The organism is Streptomyces atratus (genome assembly GCF_040655115.1).
Taxonomy (GTDB): Bacteria; Actinomycetota; Actinomycetes; order Streptomycetales; family Streptomycetaceae; genus Streptomyces; species Streptomyces atratus_D.
The window spans coordinates 18,866-40,474 of the sequence record NZ_JBFAJH010000034.1 but is presented as its reverse complement, the minus strand read 5'-3'; the positions used below and the strand labels follow the sequence as shown (position 1 = coordinate 40,474).

17 protein-coding genes are annotated in these 21,609 nt (G+C 69.5%); 10 read left to right on the top strand and 7 right to left on the bottom strand.

The annotated features are described in order from the left end of the window. Positions 1-17: 17 nt before the first annotated feature. Complete coding sequence (locus tag AB0I23_RS28540; protein ID WP_359113487.1) at positions 18-1,376, bottom strand: transcriptional regulator; 1,359 nt, start codon at positions 1,374-1,376, stop codon at positions 18-20. 278 nt (positions 1,377-1,654) lie between these two features. Between AB0I23_RS28540 and AB0I23_RS28535 the strand changes: the two genes are divergently transcribed. From AB0I23_RS28535 to AB0I23_RS28495, 9 genes are all read left to right on the top strand, one after another. After that, complete coding sequence (locus AB0I23_RS28535) at positions 1,655-2,734, top strand: TauD/TfdA family dioxygenase (protein WP_359113485.1); 1,080 nt, start codon at positions 1,655-1,657, stop codon at positions 2,732-2,734. Next, positions 2,727-4,127: an NAD(P)/FAD-dependent oxidoreductase gene (locus AB0I23_RS28530; protein ID WP_359113483.1), complete on the top strand. Its 1,401-nt coding sequence runs from the start codon at positions 2,727-2,729 to the stop codon at positions 4,125-4,127. Before AB0I23_RS28535 ends, AB0I23_RS28530 begins: the two co-directional genes overlap by 8 nt. Next, positions 4,124-4,990: a phosphopantetheine-binding protein gene (locus AB0I23_RS28525; protein WP_267010017.1), complete on the top strand. Its 867-nt coding sequence runs from the start codon at positions 4,124-4,126 to the stop codon at positions 4,988-4,990. The genes AB0I23_RS28530 and AB0I23_RS28525 overlap by 4 nt, the downstream gene beginning before the upstream one ends. An 84-nt stretch (positions 4,991-5,074) precedes the next feature. Beyond that, positions 5,075-5,581: an NUDIX hydrolase gene (locus AB0I23_RS28520; RefSeq protein ID WP_359113481.1), complete on the top strand. Its 507-nt coding sequence runs from the start codon at positions 5,075-5,077 to the stop codon at positions 5,579-5,581. A gap of 55 nt (positions 5,582-5,636) precedes the next feature. Next, positions 5,637-6,737, top strand: a complete 1,101-nt coding sequence (locus AB0I23_RS28515; protein WP_359113479.1) for a DegT/DnrJ/EryC1/StrS family aminotransferase — start codon at positions 5,637-5,639, stop codon at positions 6,735-6,737. Next, a complete protein-coding gene (locus tag AB0I23_RS28510) occupies positions 6,734-7,756 on the top strand; it encodes a Gfo/Idh/MocA family protein (protein WP_359113477.1) in 1,023 nt (340 codons plus the stop codon). Before AB0I23_RS28515 ends, AB0I23_RS28510 begins: the two co-directional genes overlap by 4 nt. A gap of 250 nt (positions 7,757-8,006) precedes the next feature. Continuing rightward, the gene (locus AB0I23_RS28505) at positions 8,007-8,300 is read left to right on the top strand and encodes a hypothetical protein (RefSeq protein WP_359113475.1); all 294 of its coding nucleotides are present in this window, start codon (positions 8,007-8,009) and stop codon (positions 8,298-8,300) included. Between the two features lie 203 nt (positions 8,301-8,503). Further along, positions 8,504-10,339, top strand: coding sequence for an nSTAND1 domain-containing NTPase (locus AB0I23_RS28500; protein WP_359113473.1), 1,836 nt, complete (start codon positions 8,504-8,506; stop codon positions 10,337-10,339). A gap of 5 nt (positions 10,340-10,344) precedes the next feature. Beyond that, a complete protein-coding gene (locus AB0I23_RS28495) occupies positions 10,345-10,746 on the top strand; it encodes a hypothetical protein (protein ID WP_267010023.1) in 402 nt (133 codons plus the stop codon). Positions 10,747-10,813: 67 nt separating this feature from the next. Here the strand turns inward: AB0I23_RS28495 and AB0I23_RS28490 are convergent, their stop codons facing one another. Continuing rightward, the gene (locus AB0I23_RS28490) at positions 10,814-11,140 is read right to left on the bottom strand and encodes a hypothetical protein (RefSeq protein WP_359113471.1); all 327 of its coding nucleotides are present in this window, start codon (positions 11,138-11,140) and stop codon (positions 10,814-10,816) included. 214 nt (positions 11,141-11,354) lie between these two features. On the opposite strand from AB0I23_RS28490, the gene AB0I23_RS28485 reads away from it, so the two are divergent. Then, positions 11,355-11,564 (top strand): DUF6233 domain-containing protein, encoded by a 210-nt coding sequence (locus AB0I23_RS28485; RefSeq protein WP_359113469.1) that lies wholly within the window; start codon positions 11,355-11,357, stop codon positions 11,562-11,564. Here AB0I23_RS28485 and AB0I23_RS28480 read toward each other — a convergent pair whose 3' ends face one another. From AB0I23_RS28480 to AB0I23_RS28460, 5 genes are all read right to left on the bottom strand, one after another. Beyond that, a complete protein-coding gene (locus AB0I23_RS28480; RefSeq protein WP_359113467.1) occupies positions 11,565-12,500 on the bottom strand; it encodes a Ku protein in 936 nt (311 codons plus the stop codon). It lies immediately after the preceding gene. Positions 12,501-12,822: 322 nt separating this feature from the next. After that, a complete protein-coding gene (locus AB0I23_RS28475; protein WP_359113465.1) occupies positions 12,823-14,442 on the bottom strand; it encodes a DUF2399 domain-containing protein in 1,620 nt (539 codons plus the stop codon). After that, the gene (locus tag AB0I23_RS28470; protein ID WP_359113463.1) at positions 14,439-18,620 is read right to left on the bottom strand and encodes an SbcC/MukB-like Walker B domain-containing protein; all 4,182 of its coding nucleotides are present in this window, start codon (positions 18,618-18,620) and stop codon (positions 14,439-14,441) included. The genes AB0I23_RS28475 and AB0I23_RS28470 overlap by 4 nt, the downstream gene beginning before the upstream one ends. After that, the gene (locus AB0I23_RS28465; protein WP_359113461.1) at positions 18,617-19,861 is read right to left on the bottom strand and encodes a DUF2398 family protein; all 1,245 of its coding nucleotides are present in this window, start codon (positions 19,859-19,861) and stop codon (positions 18,617-18,619) included. Before AB0I23_RS28465 ends, AB0I23_RS28470 begins: the two co-directional genes overlap by 4 nt. Next, positions 19,858-21,426: a DUF2397 family protein gene (locus AB0I23_RS28460; RefSeq protein WP_359113459.1), complete on the bottom strand. Its 1,569-nt coding sequence runs from the start codon at positions 21,424-21,426 to the stop codon at positions 19,858-19,860. Before AB0I23_RS28460 ends, AB0I23_RS28465 begins: the two co-directional genes overlap by 4 nt. Between the last annotated feature and the right edge of the window lie 183 nt (positions 21,427-21,609).

The window sequence follows — 21,609 nt, the reverse complement described above, 5'->3', positions numbered from 1 at the left end:
TGCTGCTCCGGAACGGCCTATGCACTACGAAGGCGTTCAAGGACGGATGCGACCTGCGAGGACTTGCTGTGCGGGGAAAGTTCTCGGCTCAGGTCGTCGAGCAGGTTGGAGCATCGGCCGGAGTCGACCAGGGGGGCAAGGTCGAGTGCGGTTGATGCGGTGTCGGCTGCGGCGTCGAGCGATTGTTGCCGTGCTTGGGCTGTGGCGATCCAGGTGAGGTAGAGGATCCGGTCCCGAGTGGCCCCCTTCGGCAGGGCCTGCAGGCCTTCTGTGAGCAGGGTCTCCGCGGTGGCCGGTTCTCCGAGGTCGAGGAATGCCCGGCCGGTCTCGGCCATGTGACTGGGGCGGCACATCCAGTACGCCCAGGGCGGGTTCTCATCGCCCTGCTGCGCGTGGTCGAACTCCTTCTCAGCCGTCATCAGGAACCTTGCCGCTCCTGCAGCGTCGCCTTCGGCGGCGGCTGCCCTCACGCGCCAGGTATCGATCATGGCGGCGACCAAAGGGGTTGTACGGCTGCCGGCGATGTCACGGGCAGTGGCGAGCAGCTCAGTGCCCTGGTGGGCGTCGTCGTCATAGATGGCCGTCAGCGCCAGGTTGGAGAGCAGGTACGCGCTGTGGGCGGGGTCGGCGACCTCGGCAGAGGCGCGCAACGCGGCGTGCCAGGCGCGTTGCGCGCCGGGCCGGTTGTCCGCGTCGAATTCGGCCCAGCCGAGGAAGCGGGCGTATTCAGCGGCGAGGTAGTGGAGATCGGTGGTGAGCTGGCCGGTGTGCCGGGCGTGGCGCAGCAGACGGGTGACCATGCGCAGGTCGGCTCGAGCGCTGGTGGTGCAAGGGGTTCCGCCCAGTGAGTCGTCCAGGTGCCACAGTGCGGTGAGGCGGGCCTGGATTGCGGTGGAGACCTCGACGCCGATGTAGGCGCCGCCGATGCCTCGCTCGATGGTGTGCTGAATGTGTGCGGTCCACCGGACGGTGAGGTCGTGAAGGACGTCGGGCGGTACGAGGGGAGTGCCGGCGTCATCGGCGCGCGAGGGATCGGCGGCCAGGTAGTCGAGGGCGGACAGGGTGGCCTCCAGTGCGAACGGGGCCCAGATGTCCGGTCCGGGCAGGGCGAGTAAGAGCCAGTCGGGCCATCCTCGCGCCGCGACCTGGTCCGGGTCGACCCCGTGCAGGTCTGCCATGACGAGCTGGGCGGGCAGCTCGGGCTCTGTTGCTCCGGCCTCCCATCGGGAGATCTTCTCGCGCCTCCAGGCGATGGCGCCGTATCCGATTGCTGGGGCCTGTTGTTCGAGCGCCTTGGCATATCCGGCGAGCGTGTAGCCGAACGCGGTGCGGACGGCGGCGAGTAAGTGCCGCGGTCTCGGGCTGGTGGCGGGCATCGGCGATGCACCCCCTTGAGGGATGGGACGTGCGTGAGCGTTGCCCTGACCGTAGCGGAGGGCGCTCCAAGTCAGCGCAGTTCAGCGGTCGGTGAGGGAGATAGGCAACACGGAGACAACACCTTCCCACCTATCTCGGATACCCGTTCGGGTGTTGCCTTGGTTCAGACCGATCGGTACCGCGTCCCATCGGCCGATCCCTCTGCCCGCCGGGCCTCGACCTGGGAGTCCGTGCGTAGGGCGGCGGAACAACACACCACAAGAAGGAAGGGGTTGCCGTGGAAGTCGACCTCACCGCAACCGAGTCCCGCGAGTATGGCGCATCGGCCGTGAGCGACCTGGGCACCGGACCCGCGGACACCGCCGGCCACGCGCGCGCAGCGGGGCCGGTCCACGAGACGAAGAGGTACGTGATGACACCGCGGATTGAAGATCCGGTCCGGGTGGTGCTGCCGAGGACGCTCGCGGTCGCGCTGAACGCGGCCTGCACCACACAGATGGACGAGCATCAGTGGAGTGCGGAGAACGTGGCTGGCGCCCGCAGGGTGCTCACCGGTGGCGGCGCGGAGATGCTGCTCGGAGCGCTGGCCGAGCGGCTGGACCGCACCCGCCCGTCCTCGCCGGGGTGGGCATTACTTGCGCTGCCCGCCACGCTGGAGGATGAGGAACTGCAGGTGGCCGCAGCCGGTGTGCTCGCGGCGCTCGGCAGACCGTTTTTCTCCATCAGGCAGGGCGATGGCCGGCTGTGGATCGGGGAGGAGACGAGCTCGGCGAAGGATCAGGGGTCGTTCGGCGGTACGGGCAGGCAGGGGCTGCACATCGACGCCCCCAACGTCGAGTGCGTCCCGGAGTACACGAGCCTGCTGGTGCTGCGCGCCGACCCGGCCGGGGGCGGGACGTCCCTGCTGGGAGACCTGCGCACCGCGGTGGCCCAGCTGGATGAGATCGACCGTGAGGCGCTGCGGGAACCGGTGTTCTTCGAGGGACAGGCCGAAGGCCTGCGTGGCGTCGGGGCGCCTCGGATGCCGTTCCCCGTGCTTGAGGACAAGGAAGGGGAGCCTATCTGGGTCCGGTGGGCGGCGAAGATGGTCCGTGACCAGCGCAACACCGACCGCACAGCGGTGCTGGAGCGGTTTGCCGCGGCACTGGAGAAGACCACCGTCGCGGTCACCCTGGGGCGTGGGCAGCTGCTGGTCGTCGACCAGCGGCGTATCGCGCATGGCCGTACCGCGCTCGGACACCAGCAGGGCCTCCCGGATGGCACCCGCCGCTGGATCATGCAGGCCAAGGCCACCTTCGACCCGGCCGCCCCCGCCCACCAGACCCTGACTGCAGCGGGGAGGCGGGGCAATGCGTGAGCCGGCGGACGTGGCGGTGGTGGGGACCGGCGTCGTCGGCCTCGCGGTAGCTGTCGAACTGCTGCACCGAGGGCTGACCGTGACCGTGGTGGGACCGCGCGCCGGCGCCCACCGGGGCCAAGGCACCCGGGCGGCCGGTGCGATGCTCTCGACGTTCTCCGAACTGGAGCCGCACCACGACAAACAGAGAGCTGGGCTGGAGACAGCCGAGCGGCTGGCCGCCCACCAGGCCTACCCGGCCTGGCTGGAGCGCATCGCGGCCATGGGCGGCGATGCCGTCCAGACCCCGGCCGGGACCTGGGTGCTCGCCCCGGCCGGCCGCCGCCTCAGCCTGAACCCGATCGCCGACGCCGCACGGGCAGCCGGGCACAGCGTCGAAGAGCACGACGCTTCGAGCATCCCCGCACTGCGTGTCCCCGCATCCTCGGCGGGCGCCCTATGGCTGCCCACCGAGGCCCGCGTCGACACAGCAGCCCTGATGGAATCCCTCTCCCGCGCCATCGAGCATCACCCCCACGCCACCTGGACCACCCAGGCGGCGACGTCGGGCAGCGCGGGCACCGTGGCCTGTACGGACGGTGTAACTGTCCGGGCACGGGAGATTGTGCTGGCCGCCGGGTGCGGGATCCCGGCGCTGCTGCCGGAGCATGGCCGCCCGCTGGGCCTGCCACCGATCCTGGCCGGCCGCGGGGTCAGCGCTCGACTGAACGCCCCCGCGGTGGAGCTTGGTCAGGTGGTGCGGACCCCGAACGCCGCCTTCGCCTGCGGCGTTCACCTGGTCCCACGCACGGACGGCAGCCTGTATCTCGGTGGCACCAACCGGCTGACCCTGAACGCTGACCCGGAACAAGCCCCGGTCCTGGACGAGGTCGCCGTCCTCGCCGCCGACGTGGCGTCACTGCTGGACCCGCGGCTGGGAGCGGCCACGCTCCGGGAGGCCCGTGCCGGCCTTCGCCCGTACACCCTCGACCACCTGCCGCTGATCGGTCGCACCGGCGAGCCGTCCGTCCTGGTGGCGACGGCCACCTACCGGTGCGGTGTGCTGCTGGCCCCGCGCCTGGCCCAGCTGGTCGCTGACGAGATCACCGCACCCGGCAGCCTGGAGGCCCACCCGTACCGGGCGCTGCGGCCGATGCCGACTCCGCGCATCGACGATGTCCTCGCCGAAGGCGCGGCCCAGGATCTGCTGGAGCACCTGCTGCAGGGCGGCGGGCACCTTTCGCCCGCGCAGCAGGCCGAGTTCGCCGCATTCGCCGACCTGGCCTTGCGTGCCCTGCTGGAAGAGGGCTCGAAGGCGGGGACGGCCGTGCGGCGACTGTGGCAGCGAGCGCCGGTCATCGAGGCCGTACCCGCGCTGTTCGTGCTCGCCCGCCGCCTGGAGGCCGTCCGATGACCGCCATTCCTAGCAACGAGCTGCTGGCGAAGGTCCTGGGCGCCGTCCGTCAGGTCCGTCCCGAGCACAGCGATCCGCGACCCGACACCGCTTTCAGTGACCTGGGTATGGACTCGCTGGACCGACTGTCCTTGGCGGTCGCCGTCGAACAAGCCACCGGGCTCGCAGTCTCCGACTGGGTGCTCTCCGACGCCACTACTCCCGCCGACCTGACCCGGCGTCTGTCCGACGGCACCGAAGGCAAAACATCTGTGGGCCGGCAACACTCCTCTCACCTGCCCTCTCAGGACTCCGGCTGGCTCGACGAGGGCGCGGTGGCCGGAGAGGGGACCCGGCTGTGGCACCAGGCTCAGATCGCCGCAGGTGCCGTTGTCGGCGCCGACAGCACTCTGGGAAAGGGCTGCTTCGTCGGTGCCGGCAGCAGGATCGGCGACCGCGTGAAGATCGGCAACAACGCCAGTGTGTTCGGCGCGGCCGTGAATGACGAGGCGATGATCTGCCCCGGTGTTCTCCTCCTGGAGGACCCGGCCCCGCGGGCCACCACCCCCGACGGCCGACGCAAGGGCCCGGACGACTGGACCCGGCATCCCGTCACCATCCGAACCGGGGCAACGATCGGGGCGGGAGCCGTCGTCGCCCCTGGAGTCACCATCGGCGCCCACGCCCTGGTCGCGCTCGGCGCCGTCGTACTGCGCGACGTGCCCGCCCACGGCCTGGTCATCGGCAACCCCGCCCGCCAGGTGGGATGGGTATGCCGGTGCGGTCAGGCCCTGGAAAAGGGGCTTCACTGCACCAGTTGCCAGCGCGTCTACCGGCGCGACGGCGATGAACTGACCGAGCACGACCCTTTGCCGCTGGAGTGAGAATCACACCGGTTTGTCACCGTTCTGTGCCAAGCCGAGGGTGCTACCGGGAACCCGCGGGCGCTGAGATTAGCGTCCCGCTCCATGAGCCACCTTCCTCCCGCCGAGTACTACGCGTCCCTGCCCAAGCACATCGCCGGTGCCGGGGCAATCATCCACGACGCAGCGGGCCGCATTCTTCTGGTCCAGCCGTCCTACCGCACCGACACCTGGGAGATCCCAGGCGGCGGACTGGACACGGGAGAGGACCCGCTGCAAGCAGTCCAGCGCGAAGTCAAGGAAGAGCTCAGCATCGATCTCACACCGGGCCGGCTGCTGGCCGTCGACTGGGTCCCGGAACAGGCCGACGGCCGCCCACCGCTGGTCAACTACCTCTTCGACGGCGGCCTGATCACCGAGGCCGAAGCCCAGACACAGATCCACCTCGACCGCGAAGAACTCGCCGCATGGCAGCTGGCCACCCCCGACCAGTGGGACACCCTGCTCGCTCCGCACATGGCCCGCCGCCTTCATGCCTGCTCCCGCGCCCTGACCCAGGACACCACCGTCTACCTGCAGTACGGCTTCGACCCCACCCGCCAACAGACCTGACGCCCCGCCACCCTTCCGGTCGGCATACAGGCGCTGACCGGAAGGAACACTCACGATGATTCCCGTTGCCGCACCGCGCCTGGATGAGACCGACATCGCCGCCGCTGTCCGCGTCCTCAGGTCCGGCCACCTCGTCCAGGGCCCCGAGGTCGCGGCCTTCGAGGACGAGTTCGCGCACCTGGTCGACGGCAACCACTGCGTCGCGGTCAACTCCGGCACTTCCGCCCTGTGGCTGACCCTCCTCGCGCTGGGCATCGGTCTCGGCGACGAGGTGATCGTCCCGTCCTTCACTTTCGCCGGCACGGCCGCCGCTGCCCGGCTCACCGGCGCCGCCGTCGTCTTCGCCGACATCACCCCGGACACGTTCTGCCTGGACCCCGACGCCGTACGCGCCGCGATCACCCCACGCACCGCCGCGGTGATTCCCGTCCACCTCTTCGGACACCCTGCCGCTATGGGCGACCTCGCCGCACTCGCCCAACAACACCAACTCGCCCTGGTAGAGGACGCCGCCCAAGCCCACGGCGCGACCCTCAACGGCCGCCCCGTAGGCACCCTCGGCACCGCGGGCTGCTTCAGCTTCTACCCGACCAAGAACCTGCAGGCCATCGAAGGCGGCCTGATCACCACCGCCGACCCGGCCCTGGCCCGCACGCTGCGACTGCTGCGCAACCAGGGCATGGAAGAGCGCTACCACCACGAGATCGTGGGCACTAATGGGCGGATGAGCGACGTCAGCGCAGCCATCGCACGCAGCCAGCTCCGCAGACTCCCCGCCCTTAACGCGCGCCGCCGCGCCAACGCCACCGACCTCAGCGAACGCCTCGCCAACCTGCCGGAATTATCCCTGCCCATCACTGCCGCAGGAGCCGGCCACGTCTGGCACCAGTACACCGTCCGTATCAGCACGACCCTCGGTGACCGCGACACCTTCGCCCACAACCTGCAACAGGCAGGGATCGGCACCGGCGTCCACTACCCAGTCCCGCTCCACCGCTCACCCGCCTACGCGACCGCGACCGACCTTCCGCACACCGACGCCGCCGCCGCCCAGGTGCTGTCCCTGCCGGTCCACCCCGGGCTGACCCCAGCCCAGATCGAAGACATCGCCCGAGCCGTGACGACACTCGCCCGCGCCAGCGAGTGTGTCGCATGAGCACCACCGCGCTACGGGTCGGCCTGATCGGACTGGGGCAGATGGGCCGCCACCACGCCAGGGTCCTTCGAACCCTGGACGGTGCCCAACTGGTCGGTGCCCTCGATCCGAACGGCGACCGCTACCGCGCCGCCGGCGGCGTACCCGTGGTGGCGGACTTGGATGCGCTGCTGCAGCTCGGCCTGGACTACGCGGTTCTGGCCTGCCCCACACTGCTGCACGAACCGGTGGGCACCACACTCGCAGCAGCCGGCATCCCGACCCTCATCGAGAAACCGCTGGCGGGTGACCCCGCCTCAGCCAGACGGCTCGCCGAGGCCTTCCACACCGCTGGAGTACCGGCCGCCGTGGGATACATCGAACGCTTCAACCCCGCACTGATCGCCCTGCGCCAACGACTGGAAGACGGACAGCTCGGGGACGTGTTCTCGGTCGCCACCCGGCGCACCGGCCCCTACCCCGCACGGATCACCGACGTCGGAGTCATCCACGACCTCGCCACCCACGACCTCGACCTGACCGCGTGGATCACCGGCACCCGCTTCACTTCAATCACCGCCCGAACCGCCCACCGCAGCGGCCGCTCCCACGAGGACCTTCTCGCAGCCGTCGGCCAGCTGGCCGACGGAACCATCACGCACCACCAGGTCAGCTGGCTTTCCCCGCTCAAGGAACGGACCACCACCGTCACCGGCGACCACGGCATCCTTGTTGCCGACACACTCACCGCTGACCTCTCGTACTGGGCAAACGGCTCCACACGCACCACCCAGCGGGAGGCGCTCGCCGCATTCCGCGGCGTCACCGAGGGCGACGTCACCCGATACGCGATCCCCAAAAGGGAACCCCTTGTCGCGGAACACGAAGCCTTCCGCGACCTGGTCCTCGGCCACGGCCACCACACCGCAACCCTCCACGACGGCCTACACGCCGTCCTCACCGCCCACGCCGCGCTGCAAGCCTCCCGCAACGGCGCCACCACAGCAGTGCCCAACCTCACCGATCTCAGTGCGGCGTGATCTCCCGAGACCGCCCGAAGCCAACGTCCCCTGAACATCTCGGCCTCAAAGCTCTGGGGCACCCCGTCTGGGCGTGGACAGCCCTGCTCCAAGACACAGCAGCAGGGGTCCAGGACGGGCGGCCGTCCTGGACCCCTGCTCTCTGCTGGGTGAATTCCTGCCCCGTGCGGCCGGGACGGGGTGCCGGGACAGATGTCGGGGTCAGGCGGCGCTGCGGCCGAGCTCCCAGAGCTGCAGGTCGGCCGAGGAGTTGATCGACCATTCGACGCCGGCGAGGCCGTCGCGGGAGGCGACGTACTGCTTCCCCTACTTCCCGGTGCCGGTACGAGACGGGAAGGTGCCCGACTACTGGCAGAGCTACAACGAACCGTCCGCGAACGTGATTCTGCACGTGAAGCTGGGGCGCGGGGGCGAGCTGTTCCGCAAGCTGGTCCGTCAGTTCATCGCGGACGGCTGGTTCTATGAGGGTGGCCCTGAAGGGTCAGAGATCGAGACGTATGGGCGGGAGGCATGGCGCGAGATGCGTCAGGACGCCGCCTCGTAGGACGTACTAGTTGACGGTGCCGGGGCCCACGCAGTGCTTCGCAGGCGAGCCCTGGCAAGCGTGCACTACCGTGAGACCCTGGCCGGAGGGAGAACGGGGTGGGGCAGCCCGAGACTGAGCCGCCGTTTGGCGCTACCTCGCAGCGCACGACCAGCACGGGGCCGGGAGAACCACGGCCCCGCGTCGTTTCGGGCGCCTCGAGCATGAATGTCGTCGACAGATCGTCCGATGCACGCGACGACACCGTGCGGAGGGAGGACTGCCCGTATCCCGGCCCAGTGGCGTTCAGCCAGCGGGATGCAGCGTGGTTCTTCAGTCGCGAGGGCGAGACTGCGTCCCTGGTTCGCCGCTTGGAAACGCATATGCATACCGGGGACCCAGCGGCGGTGGTCGGCCCGCCCGGTTCAGGGAAGTCTTCGTTGTTGAGGGCCGGGCTGCTGCCCGCGCTTGCAGCCGGCGCCCTTCCCGGCTCGCGATCGTGGCCGAGCCTGTTGTTCTCCCCTACCGCTCGCCCCATGGCGGCCCTGGTTGACGGCTTGGCCGAACTGACCGGTATTCCGGCCGCCTCGCTGGTCGGTGCGCTTACCCCGGACCCGCACGTGGGAGCGGCGCTGGTGCGCGACGCGGTCCGTGCTCTGGCCGGAGGGGCTGATCCGCGCCTGATCATCGTGGTCGATCGACTCGAAGAGCTCTTCTACCTGGTCCCGGACGAGGAGCAACAACGCGCCTTCCTCCACACCCTCTCGGTCCTGGCCGGGCCAGGTCGGAACGGGGAATCGCCGGTTGCACTTGTCGTCTTCGAGCTGTCGACCGTCTGCGCTGAACGCTGGTTTGAGGTCCCGCAGCTATTGACTGCATTGCGCGACGCGATATTTCTCGGGCCGCTGTCGAATGGAGGACTCCGCGCGGCGATCCAGCGTCCGGCCGAGATTGCGGGCCTGACCCTAGAACCCGGTCTGGTTGACCTGCTGTTGCATGACCTTGCAGAAGTTTCTCCACCCGAGCGGCTGTCCCTGCTGCAACCCGCGCTGTGGAACCTGTGGCAAAACAGGCGGGACACGAGGCTGACGATATCGGCGTACCTGGAGGCAGGCGGGATCGCAGGTATTGGGGCGACCCTCGCCGAGCGGACCTACCAGCAGTTGAGCACCGACGAGCGGCAGGCGACCATGGGCGTCTTCCTCCAGTTGATCAGGCTTGGCAATCACAATCAGCCCATCCGGCAGCGGGTCGCCCGGAATGCGCTGTACCGCGAGGACTCCCCTGATGCCGGCGTCGCCATGGACATGCTTCTCCGCGGCCGCGTCCTCACCCAGGAGGGCGAGCTGGTCGAGATCGCGAACATTGGGCTGCTGTCAGGCTGGCCACGTCTTCGGCAGTTGCTCGACAACCGTCAGGAGATCGAGGATGCGACGGCCGCTTGGGAAGGCCACGATCGCGACCCTGACTGGCTCTACCGAGGAAACCGTATGGCCGAGGCCATGGCCTGGGTCCCTGTCCTGCGCAACCAACTCAGCTCACACGCGCTGGAGTTCCTCGAAGCCTCGATAGAGGCCCACCGCCGTCCCTCATGGGTGCGCATAGGCGTCGGCGTCGTAATCGGCGCCCTACTCACGATCGCTCTAGTCTTCCTGATGGGTGCGCTACCAACAGCCCGCGGCTGGTGGTCGATGGGCAGCTTCTTCGCCTTGTGGGCCCTGCTCGGGGCCGCTGCGCTGCGAACTGCACGTCGGAACGACACGCGAAGAGAGCCAAACCCTGCCGCGCCACGGTCACGACCTGGCAGGGGCGCGGCAGGTTCTCGCACCGGAGCATTCGTGAGCGGGTTGCTCGATGTGTGGCTCTTCCCGATCGCCTTCATAGGGCCCGACCGCCTGGCACCACTCGGCCGTGGCGGCGTGCCGCCTTCTCGGGAGCGGGCGCTGCGAAACGTCGAGGAATCGCTGGACCGGGTGTGCGGTCAGCTCGGCAGGCCACCGAAGCTGCATGAACCCGCAGCTGAGGACCCATACAACGATGTCGAGAGGGGCGAGCGGTGACAGCCGTGACGCCGTCTGAGGAGCCTGGTGGCGCCACTGCCGAGGCGCTCACCGGCCTTCAGGAGTCCACACAGCCGAATCGCCCCTATCAGGAGCTGCTTGCCGGCGAGCAGGTAGAGCGCTGGGACCGTGCGGTCCCCGGTGCCGGCGAGCGCATCCTGCGGATGGTCGAGCAGGATTTCGAGCAGCAGAGCCTCAACCAGGTCCACCAGCGACGGATGGACTTGGCCAATCTGGTGCTGCGAGCGAGCGGTGCACTCGTCGGTAGCGGCGCTGTGGTCGGCTACTTCTGGGTCGCCAAGTACTTCGTCGATCACGGTGCGGCGGTCCCTGCGGCAGGCATGCTCGGCGGCGGAGTCGCGGCGATTGCCGCAGCCATCGTCCGCACCCAGAACCGGAACTCCTGAGTGTCCGCAGCCCGGACTCAGCTGCCCGTCTTCTGCTGAGGGTCAGGTGAAGGTGGTCGCCAGCAGGCTACGGCTCGTCGGTCACGATGGTGAGGTCGACGCCCGCCTGCTGGGCCGCCTGCCGCAGCACGGCCAGCGTGTCCTCCAGTGGCCCAGGAGGGCCACCGCGTGGGGTGGTGGCGAGAAGGCAGGGCATGCATCGGTCCAGCCACCGCCGGCCGTGCCCGGGCGCGTCCACGACTCCGGTCGCTCTCGCGGGCTCGCCACAGCGCACACACGGAAGGCTGCCGTCGAGCCGGTTGACGCTTGCGAGCTGGCGCGGCATCCACGGTGGGGCGGGGTCCAGCTCCGACGGGTCCACGCCGAGGACACGCAGCAGGTCAGCGTCGTTCATGCGGCTCCTCTCGTCGGCTCCCGTGCGGCGCGCCCCATGCTGGCACGGCGATGCCCCGATGGTGCGTACCCACGTAGACTCGAACGCGTGTCCGATATTCTGCCGTCTGACTTGCCTCGCCTCCGCACCCTGCGGACCTGGCATGCCATGTGGCTCACACGCCTCGACGAGGCCATTGCGGCGGCCGAACAGCGGGAGAGAGCGGCAGCAGGGCGTGCGCGCGCGGCCGCCCACACCGGACTGGGTCATTGAGCTCGGCATCGGCGTCGGCTCCCCACCCATCGAAGTCCACGTCGGCGGGTGCTACGCGGCCGGGAAGCGGCGCCGAGCAGTCAGCCGGGAGCAGGCACTTGCCGCCCTCGCCGACGGGATCCGGGCCTGCATTCACTGCCGGCCGGACACCGCGCTGGGGGCGCTCGGGTAGTCAGGCGGTCCGGGGCTTCCGACCAGCCGCCTTCTTCGAATCGGTCTTCTTCGCCGCGGCCTTCTTGGCGGGTGCCTTCTTTTTCGTCGTCTTCTTCGCGGCCGTCTTCTTGCGCGGCTTCATCTCGTGGACGGTGGCGTGGTCGTCCGTCTCGCCGCGGGACTCCTTTGCCCTCTGTACGGAGGCGCTCAGGGCTGCCATCAGGTCGACGACCTGGCTGGGCTGCTGCGCTTTGCCCTCGGTCGGCTGCGGCGCTTCCTTGCCTTCGGTCTTTGCCTCGATGAGCTCTTCCAGGGCGTCTCGGTACGCGTCGCGGAAGCCGGAGATGTCGTCGATGGTCATGCTGTCGGCGAGCTGCACGGCTTGCTCGATCTCGTCCTCGTCCAGCTCGGTTTTCTTCGGGGCCAGCTCTGCCGGGTCGCGGATCTCGTCTGGCCATCGCATCGCGTGGAGCACGATGGCGTTGTCGCGGACGCGCAGCAGGCCGAGCCGTTCGCGGTTGTGCCATGCGAACTTCGCGATGGCGACTTTGTCGGAGCGCTCCAGCGCTTTGCGGAGCAGGGTGTACGGCTTCGCGGCCACCTGCCCGTCGATCGCCAGGTAGTAGCTGTCACCGATTCGCACCGGGTCGATCGTGTCGGCGTCCACGAACGCCACGATCTCGATGGCCTTGGCGGTGGGCAGGGGCATCTGGTCGAGCTCTGCGTCCGTGATCGGGACGGTCTCGTCCTTGGTGAGCTCGTAGCCCTTGCCGATGTCCTCCTGCGGTACGACCTCGCCGTCGATCTCGCACACCTTCCGGGTGCGGACTCTGCCCATGTCTTCCAGGTGGACCTGGTGGAAGCGGATCGAGTGATCCTCGGTGGCACCGACCACCTTGCAGGGGATGGTGACAAGGCCAAAGCTGATGGCCCCGCTCCAGATCGTCGACGGCATGCGTACCTCCAGGTCCCCCTGTGGGCCGGTCGGGCAGCGGTCCAGGCTGCGGCAGATCGACATCTGGGCCACCACCCGTACAGCGATCCTCACGCCGGACCGAGGCCCGCGCACCTGGGCCAGCCGGACCAGACAGGGGAGCGTGGTTCGTGGGGGCAGCAGTGGACGGCGAGGCGGCCTCGATTCCGTCCCTTCCCCGGAAGGGGCGGAATCGCCACCCAGTCACGGTGAGCGGCTGACAGCCTGCAACTTCCTCAGCCCGGCGTTGTGCGGCCGCGGCAGCCCTCTGCCACCTGTGGGGGTGCCTGCGAGGATGCCGTGCCTACGGTTCGAGCAGGGAGCGTGGCGGGCCGGGGGCGGCGGGGTGGACCTCGATGCTGCCGTCGGTGTTGAGGAGAACGCGTCGGCCGGGGTAGGTGCGCTCGGCGGTTGTGATGTCCCGTTCGTCGAAGTTTCCGGTGAACAGCAGGACACCGTTGATGAGTTCGGTCCGCTGTACGGCGCTGGGCCAGCGGTGAAGGCAGGCTTCTGCGGTGACGGGCTGATCGGGTGCAGGCATGTCCGGTCCGGGCACGCGGTTCGTCCTTTCGTAAGCCACCGGTCGCGGCGGAGCGGGTTGCGGTTGTGGGGAGGTTTTTGGGCGGCCCCGCCGGAGCTCTGTACACAGCGTGCCGATCAGAGCCTCCTCGTAGGCGGCGCGGCTGTGGGTGCGCATGGCTTTGTGTAGTGCGGGATCCCAGGGGGTGTCGGCCAGGCGTCCGAGGTCCAGGGCGCTGGGCTGGAAGGGTGCTGGGTGGAGGCTGGCGGTGTAGTCGGCGGCCGTCATTCGCCAGACAGCGGCGTCCGGGACGGCAGCGAGGACAGCTCTGACGTGTTGGATCCCCGCGGCATCGAAATCGGCGCGTACCGCGATGCGCCAGCCGGCGGAGGCGATCCGTCGGAGGGAAGCGAGTTCGCATGGAGACGGGGTGCCGACGGTGCACAGCAAGCGGACCGGCTGCGGGGAGGAGAGAGTGAGGGCTGCTGCTGTGATGGAGGGGTTCTCGGTGACGAACACCCATCCGCTGTCTCCGCCGCCCGGCTTGGGCCAGCGTGCGCGTTCCAGCGTCCAGGGCGGCAGGATGAGCGGCTGGTTGCGGGGGATCCGCCACCCCTGGGGGTGGACGTTGAGGCTGAGCAGGCCACCGGTGAGAGTGTCGAGGTCGATGCCAAGCCGGGCCCACGCGTCGCGTCTGTGCAGGCCGGGCTCCACAGCGCCGCAGGCGGTTGCTTCGGCGAGGACAAGTCCGCCGAGGTCGGTATTGGCGTCCAGGGCGTGAGGGTCCCCGGTGACATCGTGGGCCAGCAAACGACGGTCGAGGCGCCCTGTCTGCGGGAGACGGGCCAGCACACGGGCGAGAGCCGCCAGCAGTTCCTCGGGGGCTGGGTGCTGGGTGATCCGGCTGACCCGGCCGGTTCGCTGCAGTACGGCCCACTCCTGAGGCCCTGGTCTCACCGGGGCGGTGGGAGGAAGTGAGGCCAGCAGTCGGCTGCGAAGCTCCTGGAGTCCCGCGAGCCGGGCTGCCCGTCGCGCTTGCTCGGCCGTATTCCGCCCCAACGCCCGGCGCACTGCATGTGCGGCCACGGCCGCAGGGGTCAGTCCGGGACCGCGGGCGCGAAGGCGGCGGGTGAGTTCGGGCAGGTCGACGCGCTTGCTCTGCCCTGGGCGTAGGGTCCTCGCGCCCAGGAGACCGAGGACAGCCGCTCGCCGAGCGGCATCGGGTGGCGCGGAGATCGTCACACTGCCGTGTTCCATGGCACGGTCGCCGCTCCGGTCGGCCCGGTCGGCGAACTGCTCCCACAGCCACATCACGTCGTCGCCGAGCAGAGCGCCGAACTCGGCGCCGTCGCAGGCGCCGTCGGGACACAGCGCGTCCGGGCACGGAGCTGGGCCGGCCGTCACGGCCGATCCTCGGCAATGGTCGCGGTAGGGCCTGCGGGGTGGGGCAGACTATGGCCGGTCGCGATGAGCAGGCTGGGGGCGTAGAGGTCCATTTCCTCGAATGCGATGACGGTGCCGTTGGTTGCTTTCTCCAGGTCGTAGAGGTCGATGCCGTCCCAGGCCCCGGGGGAGCCGTCCCAGTGGTGGCTGGTGCAGATCAGGTCCAGATCGAGGCTCTCGACGTAGGCGGCGATCCCGTCCCGGCCCTGTTGATCGACCTCAGCGGGTACCTCGTCCAGGGCGCACAGGCGGGCGGCGTGGGAGGGCAGGTCGCGGTAGTCGGCGGCGAGTGCGGCCAGCATCGGGGCGAGGACGATCAGGCGGCTTTCGCCCTGGGAGATGGTGACATCGGGGGCGCCCCATCTCTCCTGGCTGCCGTCGGCCCGTGTGATCATGTATTTGATGGTGACCCAGGTGCGAATGTCGGTGGCTTCGGCGAGCAGACCGGCGCGCTCCTCGTGGCGTGGGCGTTCGTCGGTGAGGTCCGGCTCGCCCATCCGCAGTACGGCCAGCAGCGCCTGGCCGATGCGTTGCTGCTGTTCGGGGGTTCGATCGGCGTCGGCGACCTTGCAGGTCAGCTCGTGAATGGTGGCGACCGCGGGGGAGAGGTCCTTGCGGACACTGACTTCGATCCGGACGCCGACGCCGGAGGATGCGGCCGCGAGCGACATCTGCGTGTTGATGTCGCGGACCCAGTCCTGGAGTTCTACCCATGCGGTGCTGATGGCGGCCGGGATCCGGCCCAGGACGAAGCGCTGCAAGGTCTGCGCGTCGGCTGCGTTGTAGGCGGCCAGTGCCTGGTCGCGGCGGGTTGCGGCTTCTTCGGCTGCCGCCGACGGGGAGAAGCGCCGCCCGGCGAAGGCCAGCTGATGAGCCGGCATCGGCTCGGGTGCGGGCCCGTATCCCAGGCTCCAGCCGTCGTCCGGTTCTTCGCGAAGGTGCAGGCGCAGGGCGTCCGTGCACTCGTCCAGGCCACGCGCGGGCTCCGGCACGCAGCTCAGGCGGGTCTTGAGTTCGTCCAGCCAGTTGCCCTCCGGACTGGTGCTGTCGCCCTGCCAGCCCACCGCGCGACTTAGCCCGGGCGCGGCGAGCCGTTCACGGACGAGGGCCAGGGCAGCTTCGGCCGCGGGCCGGGATTCCTTCAGCCGTCGGAGGGCCTCGGCATGGGCCCGTGCGCAATCCGAGTCATTTCCCACGGCTTCGGTGTGGGCCGTGCGCTGCGCAGCCAGTTGCGCTAGTGCCTCCGTGTGAGCCTGGTCGGCAGCTGCGACTGCCTGTTCGAGGTCGAGCTCGCTGAGGTCGCTTCGCTGTCTGCATGCCTCCAGCGCTGCCTCGGCGTCGGCGGCCCGCCGATGACTCTCCTCGGCCCGGGCGCGGCACTCTTCGGCCTGTGCGCGGTCTTCTAGGGCAGCCTGTGCCGCGGCCTTCAGCCCGGTGAGTTCGTTGCGGATCCCGGCCATCTGCTCAGCCGCTTTGCCCAGCACCTCGTGCCGTCGGCCGGCCGCGTGGGCCTCCGCTTCGACCAGCGTGGGGTCGTCGGGCAGATGGAAGGCGGCAGCCTGGTCCCGCCACTGGTCCAGCGCGGCGCGGTGTCCAGCCTCCTTCTCACTCGCCAACCTGTCTTTCCGGGCTGCCTCGGCGCGGGCGTCGGCCTCGACCCGGGCGCTTTCTGCACGCGTTGCCTCCGCCACGGCCGCCTCGTCCACCAGGTGACCGGGGAAGCTCTGGGCGAAGGATTCAACCTGCCGGGCGAAACCGGACAGGTATTGCGCCGCGCGCAGGCGACCGGCCGAGGCATGCTGCAGAGCCTCGCATTCACGCTGTGCCGTCTCGGCTTCCCTCATCGCGGCCGCCCGCCGGGCGTCCATCCCGATATGCGCGGCAGGCAGCACGTTCCCCCGCAGGGCGGGATGGCCGACCAGCGGCCCGGCCCGAAAGGTCCCGTCGGCGCCGATAGCCAGTCCCGCGCCCCCCTCGTCGGTGAGCGCGGCGGCGCTCGGTAGGTAGGCGATGCGCTCCAGGACCGCGGCGGCCACGGCCTCAAACGGATGGCCGGGGACGGCGGTGAGGACCGATGCCAAGGACAGGGGTGCGGTCAGGGCCGGCCCGTCGGCCCGTACCTGCCATCCGACATCATGCGCCACGCCGTGTTCGGTGAATGCCGCTCCCAGTAGCCCGGTGGCGGCGATGGCGGCTTCGAGGACATCACGCCCGGGCCCGGTCGGTACGGTTGCCGCTTTCCAGTCCACAGCTGCCCCGAACGCACTGGCCTCGTCCACCGCATCCAGCCAGGCAGGGCCGGGAAACGCGGGCAGGTTACCCGAACGCCACCACGTCGCGCGGCCTTCCGCGTCCCGCGCGGCCCGCTGAGCCCGGACGGCTGCCTTCCTGTGGTGTTCCGACCGTCCGCGTGCGCGGTCTGCCCCCCTTACCGCCCGTGCCGCCACCTCGTCCCGAAGAGCGGCAGCGTTCTGCACGGCCCCGGCGAACTCGCTCTCGTGCAGCCAGGAGGATGCTTCCTCGACAACCCCCGCCGCGTGCATCTTCGGGGTACGCAGTGCTGTGCTCCAGCTGCTGGCCCACGTCTCGACTCCCGTCCCGAGCGCGCGGATCCGGTCGTGCAGGAGGTCGAAGTTGGCGCGATGCCGGGCCCCCGCCTGCTCCGCCCTGTCCGCCGCCTCCTGGGCATCGCGGCGTACCTCCTGGCTCTCTTTCAAGGCGGCCTCGACTTCGCCGTAGGCCCTGAGGATGACGTGGGCCGTGTCCTGGCGCTTCTGCTGCCGCTGCTGGGTCTCATGAAGGCTGCGCACCGCGGTTTCCACGGCCGGTTCGTCGGCCGTCAACGTCACCGTGGGCGCGGGCTTGAACGACCGTTCCCCGACCCGCACCAGGGGCGCGTCATCAGCCCGCTCCACGGTCACGGGCTTACAGACCGCCACCGGCGCCCCGGCGTCGGAGCACTCCTTGATGATGTTGTCGACCCGGCCTGCCGTGGTTGTGGCGGAAGCGATCACGGCGGCCGCACAGTCGGCCGCCTTCTCCAGCCGCAGTTGGAGCAACTCACAGTCCGACGCATGTTGCCTGCTGAAGTTCAGCGCCGCCTGGCTGGCCCGGACGACGTCCGATGACGCGGCGTCGATGGCCAACGCTCTGGCCCGGCTCCCCGTGGTGCGCTCGAGGGTCTCCAGCTGACCCAACAGCACTGATAGCTCGGTCTTGCGCTCCCGGGCCTCTGCTGCCTCGGTCGCGGTCTTCGCGGCTTCCTCATCGGCACGCGCCCGCGCCCGCGTGCAGGCTGATGCCGCGCCCGTAGCGTCGCCCAGGTGGCGGGCGGCGGCATGGGTCCAGGCCGCGGCGAGATCCTGCAGCAGCCCGGTGGTCTTCTCCCCGCGGGCGTACCGCAGACGGGTGCCTTCGTCGGAAGCGAGGGCTTCCCCAGTAACCCGCATTACTTCGCCGCTGACCGTCGGCAGGGCCAGACGCAGCAGGTGTTCGGCCTCCGTCGGGCTCATTCCTGCGAGGAGACCAGGATTGCGGACCTTCTTGATCCTCTTGGCCAGCCGCTTCAACGTGCCCGCATCGCTGCCGAAGACTGACTGGGCCAAGTGTGACACGTAGTCGTCGGGGCAGGCGAACACCTCACCCCCACAGGAGGTGAGCCAGCCAGTGAACTCGTCGCGGTCCAGCTCGCTAAAGTTGTCCAGGTCCGATCCAGGCAGCACAGGAGCCCAGAACGGGACGACTACGACGGCGGGGTTGCAGCCCTGGGCGTACTCCAGCCGGACCCCGTAGTGCACTTCATCGGCCTCGCTCCCGGATTCGTCCCGGCCGCCAGGAGCGGTGAACGACAGCCACAGATACCCCGTACGCCGCCGACCGGGACTTCCGGCCTTCATCAAAGACTCCAGACTCGTCGCCCGGTTCCTGCCAGAACTGAGCGCGGAAGCCTTTGGGTTGAGCAAATAGGGGAGCAATGCTTCGAGCAGAGTGGTCTTCCCCGTCCCGTTGGGCCCGCGCAGCAGAAGCCGGCCGGATGGGCAGGCGAGGATTTCCCGGAGGTAGTGCCACACGTTGTCCACCCCGGCACCGGTCAGGCGCCAGCGTTCCTGCCAGCGGGCAGGTGGTCCCATCAGGGTCATCGGGCTGTCTCCATAACGTGGTGGGCGGTAACGCCTTGGCCCGGCTCGTGCGCCACGACGGTCCAACGGGCCACAGCCGGTGACAGCCACCACTGGTCCTCGTAGCCGCCGACCACCCGCAGCAGACCGGGCGGCTCCAGCAACGCTCTGACATGCTCGGCCAGCCGGGAGGGATCAGAGCGGTATTCACCGGCCCAGCCGGTGTATTGGGCGGCAAGCTCGCCCAAGCGGCCCACAACCTCCCCTGCCCCGGCGCCGTACCAACCCGGCCCCGGAGCCATAGCTGCGTCACGGTCGCCGACCTGCGTGAGGTGGTCGATGAGAAGCAAAGCGGCGTGCACGACCGTTCCCCCGCGCTGGCGACGGGGGAAGACGAACGGTCCCAGCTCCCACTCGCCCGCATACCTGGCCGCCGGCATGACAAAAGCGGCACCCTCCACGCGCCGCTCCAAGACCAGCCCGAAGGCTTCCGCAGCGGCTGTGCCCTCGCGAGGCAGCCGGTCGCTGAACCACTGCCGTTCGTCGTCGGACAGATCGCAGGTGTGCACCACGGCCTGGTCGGCGAGCATCCCGCACATCCGCACCGACAGATCCTCGGGGCGCTCCAGTCCGGCCAGCCACTGTCCTGGGTCCCTAGCGGGGTCGGTGCTCCACTGCCCGCACTCGTCCAGCGGCACACCGCGCGGCACGACGTGGAGCAGCCGGACATGGTGCACCCGCAGCAGCACCGGGGGGTCCTCCTGATCCAGCAGTTCCTCGATGTGCCCTTCGAGCTCTTCCAGCAGCCCCCGCTCGCGCAGCATGCCCAAGGCGGCCACCAGCGCGCGCAGTTCAGTCGGCGACTGAGTGACGGCAATAGTGGCTTCCGCGGCTGCGGCCCGAGCCGCGGCCACTACCTGGCCCAGCCCCACCCGGGGCCTGAGACTTTCGAGCGCCGCAACGGTCAGCCAGAACCAGGTCCCGGCCGCTGAGGCTTCACCGGGCACCGGACCGGCCGCGAGAGCGGCCGGTTTGTGCACCCGCACCAGATCAGGCTCCACGGTCAAGGACCAGCCCACCCGGGCAAGTGCCCGGCGCAGACCATGAGCGTGCCGGTGTACCGCCTCGATCACCGTGTCATCGCGCCCGCCCACCTGCCAGGGACGGACCGCCAGCCGTCGGGCAAGAGCGGCGACCTCTTCCTGCTCCTCTTCGTCCGGCCCCGCCCCGCCGCCCTCACCATGCCAGTGTCCGCGGCTCACCTGGCCACCTCCAAGACCATCACAGCCGGATCCGCCGCCCCTGCCCCGACCTCTGCAGCAGCGCGGCGAGCAGACACCCGTGCGGAACGGGGAAGATGAAAGCCCACTGAACGCCCCGGCAACAGCACCGACCACCGCTCTCCGTCGACACGCCCGGTTCCATTAGCTCCAGCGGTCAGGGTGCACCCCAGCCCATCGGCCGAACCGGTGCGCAAACCTTCGGCCTCAGGCGTCCGCACGGCGGCGATATCAGCCTTCAGCGCAGCTCTGCACGCACTCTCCGACAACGGCTGCCTGCCCGCCAGAACTTCGGCAACCGCAGCCTCTTGGGCCGCTCGCCGTTGCTCACGTTGCAGCGATAGCACCTGTGCGACTTCTTCTCGGGGCCTGCGGCCCGTCACCTTGCCCCGGGGTCTGCTCTGCCCGGTCGCCCTGAGCATCGCCAACGCCGGCACTCGAGGTCCCTCATGCCAGGACACCGCCTCACCGTCCTCAGCCTCAGCAACGGTGTGCAGCTTCATCCACGGGTGGTCTCCCAGCGACGCCCGCAACACGGCCTGCCCGTATTGCGGGTCCTGGCAGCCCACTGCGAGCGACAGCGCCTTCGCCCGCAACGACCCGGGCCCCGCCGCGCTCTGGTGACGCCGCAGGTTGATATGCATCATCGGGATTGCCCGCACCAACTGCAGACCGAACCGCGCAGCCTTCCCGGTGCCCGGCGAGAACCAGCCCAACAGCTGCTCCCAGTCCTCCACCCGATGCCCTCTGGCCGGCGTCAGAACACCGCGCGCGACCAGCGCACCGGCCCGGGACTGCCCGCGCATGGTCCCAGCCAGTTCGGCGAAGCGCGGACGTAGCTGCTTCAGACGGTGGTGCACCAGGACCACCGCCCGGTCCAGGTGAACGACCACATGCGTGGCATAGTCCACGAGCAGTCCTTTGAGTTCGACCGTGTCCTCGGCTCCGAGGTCGAAGCGGTGCGCGAGCTCGGCCAGCAGATCGGCCTGCCCCACCAGCGCCGCATCGAGATGGTCGTGCTCAACGAAGACACCCCCGGCAAGAACCGCTGCATCAGCGGCGGCCAGAGCACCGCCGTCATCGAGCCGGCCGAGCGAGTCGACGATCCGGGCCAGCCCATCCAGTGCGATTTCCCGCTGCACGACACCCTCGGCGGCCATCTGGGACCACAGGCGCTGCACCTGTCGGCCCCTTGGCGTTGTGCCGTAGCGCCAGCGTGAACCACGGAGTTCCTGGTACCGCTCGATCTCGGAGTCGGGACGTCCCGATGCTGCGAGGAAGGTCTCGCCCAGGGCCCGTAGCCGCTGAGTGACCACAGCCACCGGCAGATCCACGCCCTGCTCCGCGAGCTCACAGGCGACCTGCTGGGGAGTCAACTGGTCCACCGCCTGCTCCAGCACGCCCATGATCGACACATAGTCACTGCGGCAGGAGCTCAGCAGATAGCCGAACGGCCGCCCTGGATCCTCTGTGGGCAATGCCGTAGCCGCCCAGCCATCCGTAACCCAATCCGAGTCGTAACCGTCTTCCGGCCTTCGACCGCCCATGGCACCTACTCTCACATGACGCCCTCAATGTCCGTTTTGAGAGTAGGTGTGACCACTGACAATGCTCCTGGGGCCCAGATGGCAGGGCCGCCAGTTGCGCCCCACCCGTGGGCCGCGGGTTCACAGAATCCGTGCACGGTATGCGTAGACTCGCGCGCCTATCCAGCCGAGCCGCCGCTGACA